Raw genomic sequence first — 19,137 nt, forward strand, 5'->3', positions numbered from 1 at the left:
GCATGACACAGCAAGCATTAACGCTTAAACAATCGGGAGTTCGCTGGCTATGGCTGGCTCTCCTTGTTTTTGTCGCTGATATCGCTATCAAATTGGTGGTGATGAACAGCATGGGGTATGGCTGGGAGAATCGCATCGAGATTCTGCCGTTTTTCAATCTGCTGTACGTGCATAACTACGGCGCCGCATTTAGCTTTCTGAGTGATCAGGCAGGCTGGCAGCGCTGGTTGTTTACCGGTATCGCGTTTGCTGTGGTTGGCCTGTTGGCCTTCTGGATGCGCCGCCTACCGTCCAGCGACAAATGGAATAACATGGCTTATGCACTCATTATCGGTGGTGCGGTAGGCAATGTGTTCGACCGGGTAGTGCACGGATTTGTGGTCGATTATCTCGACTTCTACTGGGGCACTTACCACTGGCCAGCGTTTAACCTCGCTGACAGCGCCATCTGTATTGGTGCTGCGATGATCATTTTGGATGGTTTTCGCGGTAAAAAGCAGACGGCGTAAGTGATTAAGCCGAAATAACCCTAAGCGCCGCCCGTTGATTCGGGGGGCGCTTTTTGTTATCAAGCAGTTTAGATTCAATCCACTCTGTACCAACCTCATCACCGTAAGAAATGAGGGGAACATTGACGAAGGTATGACCTTCGATTTGCATTAAGGAAGCCAGAACGTGACGACGACACATTTAAAAACTATTACTCAGAACTCAGCGGTAACGCTGCACTTTACCATCAAGCTGAAAGATGGCTCAGTGGCCGACAGCACTCACAACTTTGGTAAAGCGGCCAAACTGGTGATCGGCGATGGCAGTCTGAGCGACAACTTCGAGCAGTGCCTGCTGGGCATGCAAGAGGGCGAAAGTAAATCCATTGAACTGGCGGCGGTTGACGCGTTTGGCGCACCTAACCCAGACAACATCCATCATATGGATCGTGCCCGCTTTGTCGGTGACGCCGAAGTGGAAGTCGGCACCATTATGGGGTTCAGCGGACCGGACGGTATGGAAATTCCGGGCATCATTACCAACATCGCTGGCGATTCAGTGACGGTGGATTTCAACCACCCGTTAGCCGGACAAGATGTGATCTTCGACGTTGAAATTTTGTCTGTTGAATAACTTGCCGTAGAATAGCCAGCCAGAAAGAGAACCATGAGCAAATCCATGAAAATACTGTTAGCAAACCCGCGCGGCTTTTGTGCCGGCGTTGATCGCGCCATCAGCATCGTTGAGCGTGCACTTGAAATGTATCAGCCTCCGATTTATGTCCGTCATGAAGTGGTGCACAACCGCTTTGTGGTTGAAGGTTTGAAGCAGCGCGGTGCGATTTTCGTTGAAGAGCTGCACGAAGTGCCAGACGACAACATTGTGATTTTCTCTGCTCATGGGGTCTCGCAAGCGGTGCGCCAGGAAGCCAAAGAACGTGCATTGACGGTATTTGATGCCACGTGCCCGTTGGTAACCAAAGTGCACATGGAAGTGGCTCGTGCCAGCCGCCGTAATATGGAAGTGGTCCTGATTGGCCACGCCGGTCACCCGGAAGTCGAAGGTACCATGGGCCAATACGCCAGTGATACGGGTGGTATGTATCTGGTTGAAAAGCCGGAAGATGTGGTTGCACTGCAAAGCAAAGTTAAAGATCCATCGCACCTGCATTATGTGAGTCAGACGACGCTGTCGGTTGATGAAACCGCAGACGTGATTGATAAGCTGCGTGAAGTGTTCCCTGAGATTCAAGGGCCGCGCAAAGATGACATCTGCTACGCAACACAAAACCGTCAGGATGCGGTGCGTATTCTGGCTCAGGAAGTGGATGTGATGGTCGTGGTTGGCTCCAAGAACTCATCGAACTCGACCCGCCTTAAAGAACTGGCCGAGAAACTCGGAACGCCGGGTTATCTGACGGACTGTCCGGAAGACATTCATCCGGAGTGGTTCGACGGTGTAAGCAAGATAGGTGTCACCGCGGGCGCTTCTGCGCCAGAAGAACTGGTGAATCAGATTCTGAACCGCATAAAAGAGCTGGGGGCAACCTCAGTGGATGAAGTGCTGGGACGGGAAGAAAACATGTTCTTTGAAGTACCCAAAGAGCTGCAAATAAAGCAGGTTGACTAAGCAAGTTTGATGATTGTATCTGCTGTATCAGAGGGCAGATTCAATCCAACGAATCAATAAAAAAGGGCTCCCATCGGGAGCCCTTTTGCTATGCGTGTGTGGCAGGGTTAAGCGGTTTCGGTGACGCCCGAAGGTTTGTCTTCGTCAGCCAGTTCAGTTTCGCCTTTGCCTTTGGAAATTTTAATTACGTACAGGGTAATTGCCAGCGTTGCGACCACACCGATGATGGTGGAGATTTGCATTGGCATACCAAAGCCCAGAGAGCTGTTGTTCAGGATGAAGGCAATACATACCGTGGTCATGAACGCTGCCGGAATGGTGGTGATCCAGTGCAGTTTGTTGTGACGTAGCAGGTAAGCCGACGCAGTCCACAGCATCATTACGGCTGTTGTCTGGTTAGCAAAACCGAAGTAGCGCCAGATGATACCGAAGTCTACTTGGGTCAGGATGCCACCAATCACGAACAGAGGCATCGCCATCAGCAGACGGTTACGCAGTGTTTTCTGTTCCATGTTGAAGTATTCAGCCAGGATCAGACGGCTTGAACGGAACGCCGTGTCACCTGAAGTGATTGGCAGGATAACCACACCCAGGAACGCGATGATACCGCCAAATACGCCCAGCAGGCCAAACGATGCGCTGTAAACTACGTTACCAGGGCCGCCGTTTTTCACTGCTTCAGACAGAGAGTCCAGTGAGCCGAAGAATGACAGAGCAATCGCACACCAGATCAGAGCGATGATACCTTCACCGATCATTGCGCCGTAGAATACGAAGCGACCGTTCTTCTCATTCTCGATACAACGTGCCATCAGTGGTGACTGAGTGGCGTGGAAACCTGAGATAGCTCCACAAGCGATGGTGATGAACAGCGCAGGCCATAGTGGCATGTCGTTCGGGTTCATGTTTTGCAGCATGTCGCTGACTTCAAAACCGCCCAGAATCTGGTGCTCGCTTGACACTGCGATTGCAGTGATCAGGCCAACTGACATGAAAATCAGTAGCGCGCCGAACAGTGGGTAAAAACGACCGATGATTTTATCCACTGGCACGATGGTAGCGATGATGTAGTAAGCAAAGATAATCACGACCATCGTCGACATGCTGACTGTCATGCTGGTTTGTTCGTTGATCAGGTTAGTGATCATGCCTGCAGGCGCCGAAACGAAAACCACACCAACCAGCAGCAGCAGAACAATGGCAAAAATGTTCATGAAGTGTTTTGCGCCATTGCCCAGGTAGCGGCCGGACAGAGAAGGAACAGAGGCGCCGCCGTTACGGATTGACAGCATGCCTGAGAAGTAGTCGTGTGTTGCGCCGGCAAAGATACAGCCAATCACGATCCACAGCATGGCGGCAGGTCCATACAGTGCACCCATGATCGGACCGAAAATAGGGCCGACACCAGCAATATTAAGTAGTTGAACAAGATAGACTTTTGGCGTAGACATAGGAACGTAGTCGACACCGTCGGTTTTCGTGTGGGCAGGGGTTTGGCGTTTCTCATTGATGCCAAATACTTTCTCCACGAACGCGCCGTAGATGAAGTAACCGCCAATCAAGGCAGCGACACAGGTTAGAAACCACAACATAGCGTTTGTCCTTTGTTATTGAATTAGGTGTTAATGAATTAAGCTCAGACTGGATACTAAATTATCAATAAGCGAGCTTCATTGGGTTTCCGGGTCAGTGGTCGTATAGTGAATTAAGTGGTGTTTAACGCCGCTGAGTGGTTTTTAACGATTGGTTAGCGGTAAGTGACGCAGAGTCAGTGGTTATTGCCTATTTTTAAGGGTGAACGATTCATCCGATGGCTAAGTAAAGGTAAATAATGAAAAAAATAATGATGATGTTGGTCGTGGTTGGGCTGATGGGCTGCGCGGCCAGTGACAGTGAACTGGCTAAACAGGGCGACTGGTATCAAATAGGCTATAAAGATGGTGCAACAGGACATACTCAGCGTTCTAACAAAGCGTTGGCGGAACTGGGGCAAGCCAATCAGGCCGATTACAATCAGGGCTACGTCGAGGGAGTTAACGAGTACTGCAACCCGAACTTTGCCTACCAGATGGGCGTCAACGGCCAGTACTACGAAGGGGTGTGCGAAGGCACCGAACAAGCGCAGAAATTCCGTATGGAGTGGCAGCGCGGTTGGAACGAATACAACAACTAATCGACGCTGAGTAACAATAGCCATGCATGAAGAATATATCGCTCTGGCGTTAGCGGCGGTCGGCGTCGTGGGGCTGGGATGTCAGTGGCTGGCGTGGAAACTGCGTCTGCCAGCCATCTTGTTTTTGTTACTGGCGGGAATTGTCGCCGGGCCAGTGACCGGACTGCTTAATCCGCAGCAACTGTTAGGCGAGTTGCTGTTTCCGCTGATTTCACTCGCGGTTGCCGTGATTCTGTTTGAAGGCAGTTTGACCCTCAATTTCAAAGAGATTCGCGGAGTAAGCAACACCGTGTGGAGCATTGTGTCACTTGGCGCGCTCATCTCCTGGGGCGTCACCTCGTTTGCGACGCATGCACTTTTGGGGTTTGATTGGCCGCTTGCGTTGCTGTTTGGTAGCTTGACCGTGGTCACCGGCCCAACGGTGATCGTGCCGTTGCTGCGCACCGTGCGCCCGAACGCCAAACTCTCCAATATTCTGCGCTGGGAAGGGATTCTGATTGACCCGCTCGGCGCGTTGTTTGTGGTGATGGTGTACGAGTTTATTGTCTCCAGCAGTGAAGCACACAGCTTGCACGTGTTTGGGTTGATTTTGCTGGTCGGCGTTGGGCTGGGAGTGTTATCTGGCGCGGCAGTGGCGTATGTGCTGCGCAACGGTGGTTTGCCGGAATATCTGCAGCCGTTTGCGGTTCTGAGCGTGGTGTTGGGCGTGTTTGCCGCATCCAATGCGCTGGAGTCAGAATCCGGGTTGCTCACTGTGACCATCATGGGCATGTGGCTGGCCAATGCCAAAGATGTCAATATTCAGCATATTCTGCACTTTAAGGAAAACCTCACCGTCCTCCTCATCACCGGGCTGTTTATTTTGCTTGCGGCGCGGATTGAAGTGGACGACTTCGCTGTGCTGGGGTGGAGTGCGTTGGCCTTGTTTGTGGTGATGCAATTAGTGTCGCGTCCGCTGTCGATTTTTCTCGCCACGCTGCGCAGCAGTTTGCAGTGGAAAGAGAAAGCGTTTCTGGCCTGGGTTGCGCCGCGCGGGATTGTCGCGGCATCGATATCGTCACTGTTTGCCATTAAGCTTGATTCGTTTGGTATGGCGGAAGCCAACTTGCTGGTACCGCTGACGTTTATGGTCATTATCGGTACCGTGGTGCTACAAAGCGTGACGGCTAGACCCGTTGCCGTAGCACTGAAAGTGGCTGAACCAGCGCCGAAAGGTTTCCTGATCCTCGGTGCGAATGATGTGGCGCGTCAGATTGGTGCGGCGATTGCCAAATACGACTGTCGAGTGGTGTTGACCGATTCCAACTGGGATTACATTCGCCAGGCGCGCATGGCGGGGCTGGAGCATTATTATGGCAATCCGATCTCCAGTCACGCTGACGAATATCTTAACCTGATTGGGATTGGCCACGTGTTGGCTCTCAGTCCGGATAAACACTTCAATATCATGGCGTGTATGCAGTTTCTGTCCGACTTTGGTGACAAGCGCGTGTTCTGTCTGCATGACAATGCCAATGGTAACAACAGTGATAAACACACCGTGGCGCAGGAGTATCACGGGCTGCCATTTTTAGGTGGCGAGGTGAGTTATAAAAAACTGGCCAGCCTGCTGAATCAGGGCGGTGAAATCAAGCACACCAAACTGAGCGAAAACTTCACTTTTGACGATTATCAGCAGCAGCACAAAGAGAGTTATGTCCTGCCGCTGTTTGTAGTCGACCATCGTGGTCGGATTCAGATGTGTGCCGATGTCGCCAATTTCAGCGCTAAAGAGGGCGAAACGGTGGTTGCCCTGATCAAGAAAAGCCAGGAGAGCCGTTAACGGCTCTCGTTTTCTTCCTCTTCCATCGCGCGGCGCAGAAAACCGTCGGAGTCGGACAGTTTGGCTTTGGCTTGCGCGGCATCAACACCAGTCAGGTGCATCAGAATCGCTACCTTGGCATTGTTGTCACTCTCGGCCAGCAGCGCTTCGGCGGTATGGCGGTCACAATCTGTTGCTTGCATAACAATTCTTACGGCGCGTGCGACCAGCTTTTTGTTGGTCGCTTTCACGTCCACCATCAGGTTTTGATAGCTTTTCCCAAGGCGAATCATGCTGGCGGTGGTGAGCATATTGAGCACCAGTTTCTGGGCGGTGCCCGATTTCAAACGAGTTGAACCGGTTAACGCTTCCGGGCCGACCACCGGACTGATGGCGATACTGGCCAATTCGGCAATCGGCGAGTTGGGGTTACATGATAGCGCCACGGTGACGGCGCCCAGATCGTTGGCGTATTCCAGTGCTCCAATCACATACGGCGTGCGACCACTGGCTGCTATGCCGACCAACACGTCCTGCGCGCTAAAGCCAATCGCTTTGAGATCATCGATACCCAGCAGCGGAGAATCCTCAGCGCCTTCCTGGGCGGTAAACATCGCGTCGCGTCCGCCCGCAATCAAGCCGATCACCATCTGATCCGAGACGCCAAACGTTGGCGGGCATTCAGAGGCATCGAGCACACCTAAACGGCCGCTGGTGCCTGCGCCCATGTAAATCAGGCGTCCACCTTGCTTGAAGGCTTCGGTAATCTTATCGACCGCCAGTGCGATTTGTGGCAGGACTTTCTCAACGGCTAATGGAACTAATTTGTCTTGTTGATTGAGACGCTGCACGATTTCCTGCGAAGAAAGCAGGTCGATATCCATGGTGTCGGGATTACGACCTTCAGAAACCAGATGGGAAAGGGCAGCGAGCAGAGCATCGTTCGTCATGGTGGTTGTCCATATCTGTCATTTCAAAAATACAAAGCGTGGCCTAGTCGGCCGGATAAATCACACCGAGTGAGGTAAAGCGTGCGGCGCCAGTGACGCTGGGAAGATTGCTCGGCAGATTGTGCATGCGGCGTTGCGCCAGCCAGGCAAACGCCATCGCTTCCATATAATCGCCATCGACGCCTTTGGCGGTGGTCGGAGCCACTTGCCACCCCGGCAGCAAGGATTGTAATCGCTCCATTAACAGCGCGTTTTGCGCGCCGCCGCCGCACACCAAAAGCTCAGGTGCCGGACCTTGAGCAAAGCACTGCACATCATTGGCGATGCTGCGTGCGGTGAGTTCACACAGGGTACGCTGCACATCGATGGCAGAGGCATCGTGAGCGGCCAGTTTGTTGTCCAGCCATGGCAGGTTGAACCATTCGCGCCCGGTACTTTTTGGCGCAGGTTTAGTAAAATAGTCGTCATTCAGCAGCGTGGTGAGCAGCGCGGTATCGAGTTTTCCGCTGCGTGCCCAATCACCATTGCTGTCATAAGCCTGACCAATGTGGCGCTGGCACCAGCCATCCATCAATACGTTACCGGGGCCGGTATCATAACCAATCACGTTACCGCCGGGTTTGAGTACCGACACGTTGGCGATGCCGCCGATATTGAGCACCACCACGCTGGAATCGCGCACATCAAAAATCGTGCGATGGAACGCTGGCACCAGTGGCGCGCCCTGGCCACCCAGCGCGATGTCTTTACGACGAAAATCCGCCACGGTGGTAATGCCCGTGCGTACAGCAAGAATATTGGCGTCGCCAATTTGCAGGGTGAACGGCGTATCGCCGTTTGGCTGGTGGAACACGGTCTGACCGTGGTTACCTAGCGCGCGAATCTGACTGGCGTGATGGCCGCTGTGCTCAAGCAGCTTGAACACCGCATCGGCATACAGATGACCGAGCAAGTGATCCAGCGTGCCAATCTCTTGCAAATTGGTTTCCTGGCCCAGACATACCGCCAATAGGCGCTGTTTGAGGTCAGCAGGCATCGGCAGAAAATCGTGTGCCAGCAGTTCAATCTGATTACCCGTCAGGGCGACCAGCGCCGTGTCGACGCCGTCCATGCTGGTGCCGGACATGATACCTATGTACAGTTCGCGTTCAGTCATTCTGTTATCCGATTGTCAGATTTCTCGTTTCCGAGGGCTAAGTCCTTAAAACTCATTGTAATTGAAAAACAAACTGAATAACCTCATTTGCTGTGACAAATTTTGACAATCCATCTTGATGAATTAAGGGGAAAAAATGGGACCGTTATGGCTAGACGTCGAAGGTTGTGAACTGACGGCGGAAGACCGCGAAATACTGGCGCATCCTACCGTTGGCGGTGTCATTCTGTTTGCTCGTAACTACCACGACAACCAGCAGTTACTGGCGCTGAACAAAGCGATTCGTCAGGCGGCGAAGCGTCCGATCCTGATTGGTGTGGATCAGGAAGGCGGCCGCGTGCAGCGTTTTCGTGACGGTTTCAGTAAGATCCCCGCGGCGCAACTCTACGCGCGCAGCGACAATGGCGAGCAGTTGGCCGAAGATGGTGGCTGGTTGATGGCGGCGGAACTGATCGCGCACGATATCGATCTCAGCTTTGCGCCCGTACTGGATAAAGGCTTTGACTGCCGTGCGATTGGCAACCGCGCCTTTGGCGATGATGTGCAAAGCGTACTGACTTACAGCAGCGCTTACATGCGCGGGATGAAATCTGTCGGTATGGCAACCACAGGTAAACACTTTCCCGGCCATGGTGCGGTGATTGCCGATTCGCATCTGGAAACACCTTACGATGAGCGTGATTCCATTGCTGCCGATATGGCGATTTTCCGCGCGCAGATTGAGGCCGGCATTCTGGATGCCATGATGCCAGCACACGTGATTTATCCGCACTATGATGCCCAGCCCGCCAGCGGTTCTCCCTATTGGCTCAAACAGGTTTTGCGTCAGGAACTGGGTTTTAAAGGCATTGTGTTCTCGGATGATCTGAGCATGGAAGGCGCGGCGATCATGGGTGGCCCGGCAGAGCGCGCGCAGCAGTCGCTGGATGCCGGTTGCGATATGGTGCTGATGTGCAATAAACGCGAATCGGCGGTAGCGGTGCTGGATAAGCTGCCGATCAGTGAAGTGCCGCAGGCACTGCCTTTGCTCAAACAGCAGAATTTCACCTTCAGTGAACTGAAAGCGACCGAGCGCTGGAAGCTGGCTTCTCAAGCCATGCAGCGTCTGATTGACGCGCACAGTTAGACGACAAAGAAAAGGCTCCCTAGGGAGCCTTTTTCATCGCAAGTGCTTAGTAGACAATATCTAGTGGAAGCCCAGCTTCTCTTTAAGCTCCTTCAGATAGCGGCGACTGACCGGCACCTGATGCCCCGAGCGGGTGATGATCTCTGCCAACCCGTTCTCCAGTAATTTGATTTCTTTGATCGCTTTAGTGTTGACCAGATACTGGCGATGGCAGCGCACCAAAGGCGTTTTCTCTTCCAGAATTTTGAGCGTTAACTGGCTGGTGGCACGCTGCTGATGGGTTTGCACGTGCACGCCACTGATATCGCTGAAGGCAAACTCGACATCAATTGTCGGTACAATCACGATGCGGTTAAGGCCAATGCACGGCACCTGATCGAGGTTGCTCGGCGCCAGTACCGAGTAGTCTTGGGGTTTACTCATGCTGCGCACCAGGCGCTGAATGGTTTTTTCCAGCCTTGTCGGGTCAATCGGTTTGAGCAGGTAATCAAACGCATTATCTTCAAATGCTTGCAGCGCATATTGGTCGTAGGCAGTGACAAACACCACTTTGGGCATGGTGTCCGGGTCGAGCATACCCAGCAGTTCAATGCCGGTGATTTGCGGCATCTGAATATCCAGAAACACCACCTCTGGTTTGAGCTGGTTGATTTTTTTCAGCCCTTCGATGGCGTTGTTGGCTTCGCCAATGACCTCGATTTCGCCGCTCTCTTCCAGCAATTCCGTCAGTTCTTCCCGAGCGAAGAGCTCGTCATCAATGACCAGTGCAGATAACATTAATACGTTCCTTTATGCGGAATGAGGAAGCTCATTCGCGTGTATTTATCGTGTTCCACTTCGATGTTGAGCGCAGAGGCAGCACCGAATTTGTAGGTCAGGCGTTTGGCAACAATTTGCATGCCGAGGCCATCATGATCTTCGCTCGGCGCTTGGTAGCTGCCAGCGTTATCTTCCACCACAATCCGGTGCCCGTGCTCCTCTTCAATACTGTAGATACGCACTTTGCCGCCTTCCAGCAGATTGGACGTGCCGTGCTTGATGGCGTTCTCGACCAAGGGCTGCAAGGTAAAGCTGGGCACATTGCGCTCCAGCAGCGCCTCGTCGATATCGATGTCGACATCAAGGCGGTCACTAAAGCGCGCTTTTTCAATCGTCAGGTAGGCGTTGACATGCGCCAGCTCTTCTTTGAGCGTTACGGTGCCGATGTTCTGTTTGAGGTTGCTGCGAAAAAACTGCGACAGATGCTGGATCAGCTCGCGCGCTTTGTTGGGATCGCGGCGGATCACCGCGCTGATGGTATTGAGCGCGTTAAACAGAAAGTGCGGATTGACCTGCGCTTGCAGCAGTTTGATTTCCGCGCGCGACAGCAGTATCTGTTTCTCCTGATACTCACCATACAGAATCTGGCTCGACAACATCTGCGCGATACCCTCGGCCATCGACATATTGATGGTCGAAAACAGCTTACGTTTCGGTTCGTACAGCTTAATGGTGCCGATAACCCGATCACCTGCGCGGAGCGGAATGATCAGCGCCGAGCCGAGTTTACAGGTTTTCGACAAAGAACACTGATACGGGTGCTCTTTGCCATCAAGATAAATAATCGCGTTACGCGCAATGGCATCCAGCGTGCTTTGCGAAGAAATTGGTGTATTGGGTTTATGGTGATCATCGCCGATGCCCACGAAGGCGAGAATCTTCTCGCGGTCGGTAATCGATACCGCGCCGACGTTGGTTTGCTCATACACGATGCGCGCTATCTTCTCGGCATTCTGCGGGTTAAACCCCGCGGCTAAAATGCCGACCGAACGCTCAGCAATGTTCAGTGCACGGCGTGAAAACGTGGCGGAGTACTCTTCAAAGATGGTTTTACGATCCTGCAGAATGCTCATGAAAAGCGCCGCGCCGACAGAGTTGGCAATGATCATCGGCGCTGCAATGGTGGAGACCAGCGCGTAGGCTTCGTCATACGGTTCAGCGATCAACAAGATAAGCAGCATCTGCACAATTTCGGCAAACAGCGTGACGGCAAACACCACGCTGGGGCTGAACAGCAAACGGCCTTTGCCTTTGCGCAGCAAATACGTATGCAGCAAGCCGCCGATGATGCCCTCGGCCGTAGTCGAGACCGCGCACGCCACATCGGTAAAGCCACCTAACGTATAGCGATGAATCCCGCCGGTAAAGCCGACCGCAAAACCAATGAATGGCCCGCCGAACAGACCGCCCATTACGGCGCCAATCGCCCGCGTGTTGGCAATCGCATCGTTGATTTGCAGACCAAAGTAGGTGCCCATGATGCAGAACAGAGAAAACAGCACGTAGACGCTAAGCTTGTGGTTCAAGCGGCGCGAAATATTGAGCAGCGGTAAGAAGATGGGGGTCTTGCTCAGCATGTAAGCCAGAACCAGATACACACACATCTGCTGCAACAGAGAGAGAACTAAATCCATATACCTTTCTTCATTGAGTGCGTGACGATAATGCCCGGCCTTCAACCTCATGTTTATCACCACTTTCTATGGTCTGCGGTTGGCAGGTCAGAGAAAGGGTGTGAATAGGGATATTTTAGGGGAGATAGAGCGAATAAAACACGCTTCATTCGTTAGTTTAGGTATTAAGATTCGAAAATGACGTGTGTAAATTAATTTTTACACAATATGTTTTTTAAAATTTACACTTGCATTGTTTTTAAAGGCTGTTAATTTGTTGGTTATTCGGTTTAAACGCTCAGAGATAACGTGAGTGTAAATTAATTTATACAGGTGATGCGATGAAAAAAAGTGAATTAAGCGATATCAACATTGTTGATGAACAGATACTGATTACTCCGGATGCACTCAAGGATAAGTTGCCGCTGAGTGACAACGCGCGCCGTTTTATCCGTGAATCACGTCAGACTATCGCAGACATTATTCACAAACGTGATCATCGCCTGCTGATTGTGTGTGGCCCGTGTTCTATCCACGATGTGGAAGCGGCGAAAGAGTACGCCAAGCGCCTGAAAGCACTGTCAGAACAACTGAAAGATCAACTCTACATCGTCATGCGTGTGTACTTCGAAAAACCACGCACTACCGTGGGCTGGAAAGGGCTGATTAACGACCCGCATCTCGACGGCACTTTTGATATTGAGCATGGCCTGCATGTCGGTCGCCAACTGCTGGTGGAACTGGCTGAGATGGAAATCCCTCTGGCGACGGAAGCTCTGGACCCGATCAGTCCGCAGTACCTGGCAGATACCTTCAGCTGGGCTGCGATTGGTGCACGTACCACGGAATCGCAAACTCACCGTGAAATGGCCAGTGGCCTGTCGATGCCAATCGGCTTCAAAAATGGCACAGACGGCAGCTTGTCGACCGCCATCAACGCGATGCAGGCTGCGTCATCCAGCCACCGTTTCATGGGAATCAACCGTGAAGGTCAGGTTGCACTGCTGACCACTCAAGGCAATGCGAATGGTCACGTGATTCTGCGCGGTGGCAAACAAACGAACTACGATTCAGTGTCCGTCGCTGAGTGTGAAGAAGAGCTGGCGAAAGTGGGACTTGATTCTGCACTGATGGTCGATTGTAGCCATGCGAACTCGCGTAAAGATTACCGCCGCCAACCGCTGGTCGCTGAAGATGTGATTCACCAAATTCGTGAAGGTAATCAGTCTATTATCGGTTTGATGATTGAAAGTCACCTCAATGAAGGTAACCAGTCGTCTGACCTGCCGCTTGATCAAATGGCGTACGGCGTGTCTATCACGGATGCGTGTATTAATTGGGCATCAACTGAGGCATTATTACGCCACGCTCATCAAGAGCTGATTCCATTTTTAGAAAATCGCCTCAAAGGTTAAGTAAAGGATTGCCCATGGCCGTAGAACTGAATGAATTGCGTGATCAGATTGATGCTGTCGACAAGCAGATGGTGGAACTGTTGGCTCGTCGCCTGGCATTAGTGGAGAAGGTGGGGGAGGTCAAAAGTAAACATGGCCTGCCTATCTATGTTCCCGACCGAGAAGCGGCCATGCTGGCTTCTCGCCGTGAAGAAGCTGAGCGTAAAGGCGTTCCGCCGCAACTCATTGAAGATATTCTGCGCCGCACGATGCGTGAGTCATACGCCAGTGAAAAAGACTCCGGCTTTAAATGCCTCAACCCTGAACTGCGTTCGGTGGTAATCATCGGCGGTAACGGCCAGTTGGGTGGCCTGTTTGGTCGCATGTTCAGACTGTCAGGTTACCAGGTTAAAGTCTTGGGCAGTAAAGACTGGGATCGCGCCGATGAAATGCTCAGCGACGCAGGCTTGGTGGTGGTCACCGTGCCAATTCACCTCACCTTGGGTGTGATTGAAAAACTGGCCAATCTGCCTGAAGACTGCATTTTGTGCGACCTGACGTCGATTAAGTCTAAACCGCTGCAAGCCATGCTCAATGTGCACAAAGGCCCGGTAGTCGGCTTACATCCGATGTTTGGTCCGGATGTGCCGAGCATGGCGAAGCAGGTAGTGGTGTACTGTGACGGTCGTGGCGAAGAGCATTATCAGTGGTTGCTGAAACAATTTGGTATCTGGGGCGCGAGCCTGTGCCAGATTGATGCGGCGGAGCACGATCACGGCATGACTCTGATTCAGGCATTGCGTCACTTTACGTCGTTCGCTTACGGTCTTCACCTGTCGAAAGTGAACCCGAATCTGGCCCAGTTGCTGAAACTCAGTTCTCCGATTTACCGTCTTGAGCTGGCGATGGTCGGGCGCCTGTTTGGTCAGGATCCGAATTTGTATGGCGACATTATTCTCTCGTCGGAAGAGAACGTAGAAATGATTCAGCACTTCTACCGTAACTTTGGTGAAGCCGTAAAACTGATTGCCGAACACGACAAAGAGGGGTTTGTGCAGAATTTTGAAAAAGTCAGCCAATGGTTTGGCGACTACTCTCAGCAGTTCATGCTAGAGAGCCAGAATTTATTAAAACAAGCAAATGACTCGATTCATCGAGGCTAATCTCCCCCGGTAATTCGCGCTGCTTCGGCAGCGCTTTTTTTCGCCTGTCAGTTACTCTGCTTCGCTGTCTCCTAAGTCGGCCAGATATTCCATCTCGCGATGCAGCAGACTATCACTACCCACATTGAGCTCGACCAGACGTTTCAGATGACTGATGCTGTCGATGTCAATATGATCGATTTTTAGGCGCAGAATGCGTTCATCCTGACTGATCAGGCGCGCAGTCAGCGCGATATTGATGTCGCTGTCGGGCAACAGAAAGGTGACATCGACCAGTCGGGCCGGATCTAAATCCGGTTCATCGACCGCCCAAAGCAGCAGTCCGTGCAAAGACAAGTCCTGAATACAGGTCGCCAGCTGATAGTCTCCCTGAAAAAGGGTGGCCGGAGCCTGATAGATGATGCGGGAAAATCGGCGACGTTCAATCATAGCGTTCTCACTTTACTGGCTGGTCAAGCTTTTCAAGCATAGCAAACGTAGTGACATTACACCGAATGAGTGATCGCGAAACACGGCAATAAAAAAGGCCGCTTAAAGCGGCCTTTGAACATTCCGGGGTGGAATTACTTAGAAATACGTTTGTATTTGATGCGGTGTGGTTCTGCCGCTTCAGGGCCAAGCGTTTTCTTCAGCCACTCCATGTATTCGCTGTAGTTACCTTCGTAGAAGTTAACCTGACCTTCATCACGGTAGTCAATGATGTGGGTCGCGATACGGTCGAGGAACCAACGGTCGTGCGAGATAACCATGGCACAGCCAGGGAACTCCAGCAGCGCTTCTTCCAGTGCACGCAGCGTTTCTACGTCCAGGTCGTTGGTTGGTTCATCGAGCAGCAGTACGTTGCCGCCAGCTTTCAGCAGTTTCGCCAGGTGCACACGGTTACGCTCACCCCCAGACAGTTCGCCGATCACTTTTTGTTGATCCGAACCTTTGAAGTTAAAGCGAGAGCAGTACGCACGCGCTGGAATTTCAAAGTTGTTGATCTTGATGATGTCTGCGCCTTCCGAGATCTCCTGGAACACGGTGTTCTTGTCGTTCATTGAATCACGGAACTGATCCACTGACGCCAGTTTGACGGTGTCACCCATTTCGATAGTGCCCGAATCGGGTTGCTCAACGCCGCTCAGCATCTTGAATAGTGTCGACTTACCTGCACCGTTGGCACCGATGATGCCGACAATCGCACCTTTTGGCATGTTGAATGACAGGTCATCGATCAGAACGCGGCCGTCAAATGACTTGCTCAGGTTCTTCACTTCGATCACTTTGTCACCCAGACGCTCGCCAGGCGGAATGAACAGTTCGTTAGTCTCGTTACGTTTCTGGTGATCCGTGCTTTGCAGTTCTTCAAAGCGAGCCATACGCGCTTTTGATTTTGCTTGGCGACCTTTAGGGTTTTTACGAACCCACTCGAGTTCTTTCTCAATGGTCTTTTGACGAGCGCTTTCTTGAGATGCTTCTTGTTGCAGACGCGCATCTTTTTGCTCTAGCCAAGAGGTGTAGTTACCTTGCCATGGAATACCTTCACCACGGTCAAGTTCCAGAATCCAGCCAGCAGCGTTGTCCAGGAAGTAACGGTCGTGCGTAATGGCCACAACAGTACCGGAGTAATCAACCAGGAAGCGTTCCAGCCAAGCCACGGATTCCGCATCCAGGTGGTTGGTTGGTTCGTCGAGCAACAGCATGTCTGGTTTTTCCAGCAACAGACGACAGATAGCGACACGGCGGCGTTCACCACCTGACAGATGGGCAATTTTCTGATCCCATTCTGGCAGGCGCAGCGCGTTAGCTGCACGCTCCAGCGCGTTCTCCAGATTGTGGCCATCTTTCGCTTGGATCAGCGCTTCCAGATCGCCTTGCTCTTTAGCCAGTGCATCGAAGTCTGCACCGTCTTCGGCGTATGCCGCGTAGACTTCGTCCAGACGCTTCAGCGCGCCAGCCACATCAGAGACAGCTTCTTCAACCACTTCGCGAACGGTTTTTGATTCATCCAGCACAGGTTCCTGAGGCAGGTAACCTACTTTCAGACCTGGTTGTGGACGAGCTTCACCATCGATATCGGTGTCGATGCCCGCCATGATACGTAGCAGAGTCGATTTACCCGCACCGTTCAGACCCAAAACACCGATTTTTGCCCCTGGGAAGAAACTCAGGGAAATGTCTTTCAGAATTTGACGCTTAGGTGGCACAACTTTGCTCACCCGTGACATGGTATATACGTATTCAGCCATTGCCGATCGTTCCTAATCTTTCCAACAGAATAAAGTCGACATTCTATACTAAAGCAATGCCATTTGTTACTAGGGCCAGCGCTTTTCCAGCGTAAATGATGTAGCACTCAAATAGTGAATACTTACTTTGCAACCTATGCTGGCTTTTTATTCTCTGTCTCATTATTTACATCAAGTTTACATCTGGCTGCTTTACATTTAGCGCTAGAATTAGCGTAATGAACGTCGGTTAATTTAGCTTTAAAGGAATAAGAGCCATGACGCTTTGGTGGGTTTCAAAGCCGCATCGTCTTGTATCGTCAATGTTGATGTTCAGTTCATTGATCAGCGGCACAGCGTTTTCGAGCTCTTTGGATCTGGATGCTCAACGTGATCTCTACGATCAGGCCCAGCAATGGCTTGACGATAAAAATGTCGACGCGTTTAAAAAGAATCGGCGCAAGATCGCCGACTATCCATTAACGCCTTACCTCGACTATCGCAGTTTTCTGATTGATCTCGGCTCCAAACCGCCCATCGCGGTGCGGGCGTTTATCGATACGCATGACGATTTCCCCTTTTCCAACCGCATCAGCGCCCCATATCTGGATGCATTGGCGAAGCAGGAGAAGTGGGGAACCTTGTTGCAATTCTCTCCCAATGAACCCAATGGTGAGACGTACCGCTGTTATTACTACAACGCCAAACTGCAAACAGGCAAACGTGCCGAAGCGTATGCGGGCGCGAAACGTTTGTGGCTCAGTGGTGGCAGTGTCGCGGATGCGTGTGACCCGCTGTTTGATGCCTGGGATAAACAGGGCGGTTTAACGGATGCTCTGGTCTTAGAGCGTATGGTGCTCGCGTTTGAAGGTCGCAACCGGGCGCTGATGAAATATTTGGTGAAAAAACTTGATAGTAAAGCCAGCGCTAACATCGCGCAGGAGATGATCGATCTATACGACAAGCCAGAAACCGTGGTGGCTTTTGCTCAGCGGCATCCGAAAGATGCGCTGGCGCACCGACAGGCAGAACTGGCACTGGAAAAGCTGGCACGTATTGATGTGCTGAAAGCGCAGAGTCTGCTGGCCAATGTGGTCAACGCTCAGCGCTGGAGTGCCTCGCAACAGGCGCGCAGTGGTCAGTATATTGCGCGGCGAATGATGGATGTCGAGCCGCTTGAACTTCGCCAATGGCGTGATGGTGTGATTGCTGGCAGTGAGAACGTTGATTTGATTGAAACCCGCATCCGTGTGGCGCTACGCAATCTCGATTGGCAGGGTGTTGCTGATTGGATTGGCCAGTTACCGAACACGGAGCAAGCGACGACACGTTGGCAATACTGGCTCGGGCGCAGTGAAATGGCGCTGGGGCAACAAGACGCGGGAGCAAAACGGTTGCAGGCGATTTTGGGCGAGCGCAATTTCTACAGTGTCGCAGCCGCCAAAGCGGTGCAGCAGTCGGTGAAGTATCCGGTTTCGACGCTGGAGCTTGATCAAAACAAAGTACAGCCATATCAGACTTCGCTGGTGAGAATTCAGGAGCTGATCGATCGTGACAAAATTGCCGCGGCGAAAAGTGAATGGAGCTGGCTGCTGAGCCGCGTCAGCCTGGCAGAAAAAGAGATGCTGGCAGCGTATGCCGCAAGCAAGAGCTGGCATCACCTGACAGTCACCGCATCGATTTCAGCGCGCATGTGGGACAATATGGCGCTGCGCTTTCCGATGGCACACCAGTGGTGGTTTAACTTCTATGGCGAAAAGCACGGCATTGACCCGATCATGCTAATGTCGCTTGCCCGTCAGGAGAGTGCAATGGATAGCGAAGCCCGTTCGCCTGTGGGCGCGCGCGGTATCATGCAAATCATGCCAGCCACGGCGCGTTATACGGCGAAGAAGTATCAGCTCAGCTACGATAACGCGGACGATTTGTATCAGGTGGGCAAGAACATTGAAATCGGCAGTCACTATCTCAACAGCTTGTTGGAAAAGTACGACAACAACCGTATCTTTGCGTTTGCCGCCTACAACGCCGGCCCGCAGCGGGTTGACCGCTGGCGTAAAGAAACGGATGGCAAACTGGATGCTTACGCGTTCATTGAAGCCATACCGTTTTCCGAAACGCGTGGCTATGTGCAGAACATTCTGATGTTTGAAACTTACTATCGGGACCTGATGGGAGTCGATGGTGCGTTTTTAAATGAGCATGAGGTTAAGACAAAATATTGATTCCGCTTGAGTGATCTCTACAATAGAGGGCATGTATCACTCAACGAGTACAATCATGTCACAACAACCTGAGTACAGTGACTGGTCGCAGCTGATGACATTAGTAAAACAAGCCGCAGACCAAGGGCAGCATGAGATGCTGTTAACGATGTTAATGACCCCGGACGAGCGCGAAGCGCTGGTGGCCAGGGTCAATATTCTCTGCGAACTGTTAAAAGGCGAGATGTCACAGCGCCAGGTGAGTCAGATGCTGGGCGTGGGTATCGCGACGATTACTCGGGGCTCAAATGAGTTGAAGTCGCGCTCCGACAGCGACAGAGAAACGTTGAGTCAGTTGATTCTGAAATAAGTAAAGCCAGCCTTCGGGCTGGCTTTATTGTCTTGGTTCC

The 19,137-nt window shown here is 52.0% G+C and carries 17 protein-coding genes; 10 read left to right on the top strand and 7 right to left on the bottom strand.

Annotation, left to right across the window (positions count from 1 at the left end; all coding sequences use genetic code 11):
* The first annotated feature begins 2 nt into the window (after window positions 1–2).
* From lspA to ispH, 3 genes are all read left to right on the top strand, one after another.
* On the top strand, window positions 3–509 hold the full coding sequence (lspA, locus tag DYA43_RS02290; protein WP_020332090.1) for a signal peptidase II: 507 nt from the start codon (window positions 3–5) through the stop codon (window positions 507–509).
* Window positions 510–675: 166 nt separating this feature from the next.
* Window positions 676–1,122 carry an FKBP-type peptidyl-prolyl cis-trans isomerase gene (fkpB, locus tag DYA43_RS02295; protein ID WP_020430561.1) on the top strand — a complete coding sequence of 149 codons (447 nt, stop codon included), beginning with the start codon at window positions 676–678 and terminating at the stop codon, window positions 1,120–1,122.
* A gap of 33 nt (window positions 1,123–1,155) precedes the next feature.
* Window positions 1,156–2,118 (top strand): 4-hydroxy-3-methylbut-2-enyl diphosphate reductase, encoded by a 963-nt coding sequence (gene ispH, locus DYA43_RS02300; protein ID WP_032081028.1) that lies wholly within the window; start codon window positions 1,156–1,158, stop codon window positions 2,116–2,118.
* Between the two features lie 107 nt (window positions 2,119–2,225).
* On the opposite strand, the gene DYA43_RS02305 is transcribed toward ispH, so the two are convergent.
* Window positions 2,226–3,710, bottom strand: a complete 1,485-nt coding sequence (locus tag DYA43_RS02305) for a carbon starvation CstA family protein (protein ID WP_024373694.1) — start codon at window positions 3,708–3,710, stop codon at window positions 2,226–2,228.
* A 239-nt stretch (window positions 3,711–3,949) separates the two neighbouring features.
* Here DYA43_RS02305 and DYA43_RS02310 point away from each other — a divergent pair, with 239 nt between their 5' ends.
* On the top strand, window positions 3,950–4,291 hold the full coding sequence (locus DYA43_RS02310; RefSeq protein WP_024373695.1) for a DUF2799 domain-containing protein: 342 nt from the start codon (window positions 3,950–3,952) through the stop codon (window positions 4,289–4,291).
* A gap of 22 nt (window positions 4,292–4,313) precedes the next feature.
* Window positions 4,314–6,113 (top strand): cation:proton antiporter, encoded by a 1,800-nt coding sequence (locus DYA43_RS02315; protein ID WP_020430565.1) that lies wholly within the window; start codon window positions 4,314–4,316, stop codon window positions 6,111–6,113.
* Here DYA43_RS02315 and murQ read toward each other — a convergent pair.
* Together murQ and DYA43_RS02325 are read right to left on the bottom strand one after the other, a co-directional pair.
* Window positions 6,110–7,042 (bottom strand): N-acetylmuramic acid 6-phosphate etherase, encoded by a 933-nt coding sequence (murQ, locus tag DYA43_RS02320; RefSeq protein WP_061056182.1) that lies wholly within the window; start codon window positions 7,040–7,042, stop codon window positions 6,110–6,112. The two genes, DYA43_RS02315 and murQ, sit on opposite strands and share 4 nt — an antisense overlap.
* A 43-nt stretch (window positions 7,043–7,085) precedes the next feature.
* On the bottom strand, window positions 7,086–8,198 hold the full coding sequence (locus tag DYA43_RS02325) for an anhydro-N-acetylmuramic acid kinase (protein WP_061056183.1): 1,113 nt from the start codon (window positions 8,196–8,198) through the stop codon (window positions 7,086–7,088).
* Window positions 8,199–8,334: 136 nt separating this feature from the next.
* Here DYA43_RS02325 and nagZ point away from each other — a divergent pair, with 136 nt between their 5' ends.
* Complete coding sequence (nagZ, locus tag DYA43_RS02330; RefSeq protein WP_020430570.1) at window positions 8,335–9,324, top strand: beta-N-acetylhexosaminidase; 990 nt, start codon at window positions 8,335–8,337, stop codon at window positions 9,322–9,324.
* Between the two features lie 60 nt (window positions 9,325–9,384).
* On the opposite strand, the gene btsR is transcribed toward nagZ, so the two are convergent.
* Together btsR and DYA43_RS02340 are read right to left on the bottom strand one after the other, a co-directional pair.
* Window positions 9,385–10,101: a two-component system response regulator BtsR gene (gene btsR, locus DYA43_RS02335; RefSeq protein WP_020332100.1), complete on the bottom strand. Its 717-nt coding sequence runs from the start codon at window positions 10,099–10,101 to the stop codon at window positions 9,385–9,387.
* Window positions 10,101–11,777, bottom strand: coding sequence for a sensor histidine kinase (locus DYA43_RS02340; RefSeq protein ID WP_024373699.1), 1,677 nt, complete (start codon window positions 11,775–11,777; stop codon window positions 10,101–10,103). Before DYA43_RS02340 ends, btsR begins: the two co-directional genes overlap by 1 nt.
* Before the next feature lie 320 nt (window positions 11,778–12,097).
* On the opposite strand from DYA43_RS02340, the gene DYA43_RS02345 reads away from it, so the two are divergent.
* Both DYA43_RS02345 and tyrA read left to right on the top strand, forming a co-directional pair.
* On the top strand, window positions 12,098–13,171 hold the full coding sequence (locus tag DYA43_RS02345) for a 3-deoxy-7-phosphoheptulonate synthase (protein WP_047461292.1): 1,074 nt from the start codon (window positions 12,098–12,100) through the stop codon (window positions 13,169–13,171).
* 14 nt (window positions 13,172–13,185) lie between these two features.
* Complete coding sequence (gene tyrA, locus DYA43_RS02350) at window positions 13,186–14,313, top strand: bifunctional chorismate mutase/prephenate dehydrogenase (RefSeq protein ID WP_020430575.1); 1,128 nt, start codon at window positions 13,186–13,188, stop codon at window positions 14,311–14,313.
* Window positions 14,314–14,364: 51 nt separating this feature from the next.
* Here the strand turns inward: tyrA and DYA43_RS02355 are convergent, their stop codons facing one another.
* Together DYA43_RS02355 and ettA are read right to left on the bottom strand one after the other, a co-directional pair.
* Window positions 14,365–14,742, bottom strand: coding sequence for a PilZ domain-containing protein (locus tag DYA43_RS02355; protein ID WP_020332104.1), 378 nt, complete (start codon window positions 14,740–14,742; stop codon window positions 14,365–14,367).
* Between the two features lie 134 nt (window positions 14,743–14,876).
* The gene (ettA, locus tag DYA43_RS02360; protein ID WP_020332105.1) at window positions 14,877–16,544 is read right to left on the bottom strand and encodes an energy-dependent translational throttle protein EttA; all 1,668 of its coding nucleotides are present in this window, start codon (window positions 16,542–16,544) and stop codon (window positions 14,877–14,879) included.
* A gap of 257 nt (window positions 16,545–16,801) precedes the next feature.
* Between ettA and sltY the strand changes: the two genes are divergently transcribed.
* Both sltY and trpR read left to right on the top strand, forming a co-directional pair.
* A complete protein-coding gene (gene sltY / locus DYA43_RS02365; RefSeq protein WP_020430578.1) occupies window positions 16,802–18,748 on the top strand; it encodes a murein transglycosylase in 1,947 nt (648 codons plus the stop codon).
* Between the two features lie 55 nt (window positions 18,749–18,803).
* A complete protein-coding gene (gene trpR, locus DYA43_RS02370) occupies window positions 18,804–19,097 on the top strand; it encodes a trp operon repressor (protein ID WP_020332108.1) in 294 nt (97 codons plus the stop codon).
* Window positions 19,098–19,137: the final 40 nt, after the last annotated feature.

Source organism: Vibrio fluvialis, assembly GCF_900460245.1.
GTDB lineage: Bacteria > Pseudomonadota > Gammaproteobacteria > Enterobacterales > Vibrionaceae > Vibrio > Vibrio fluvialis.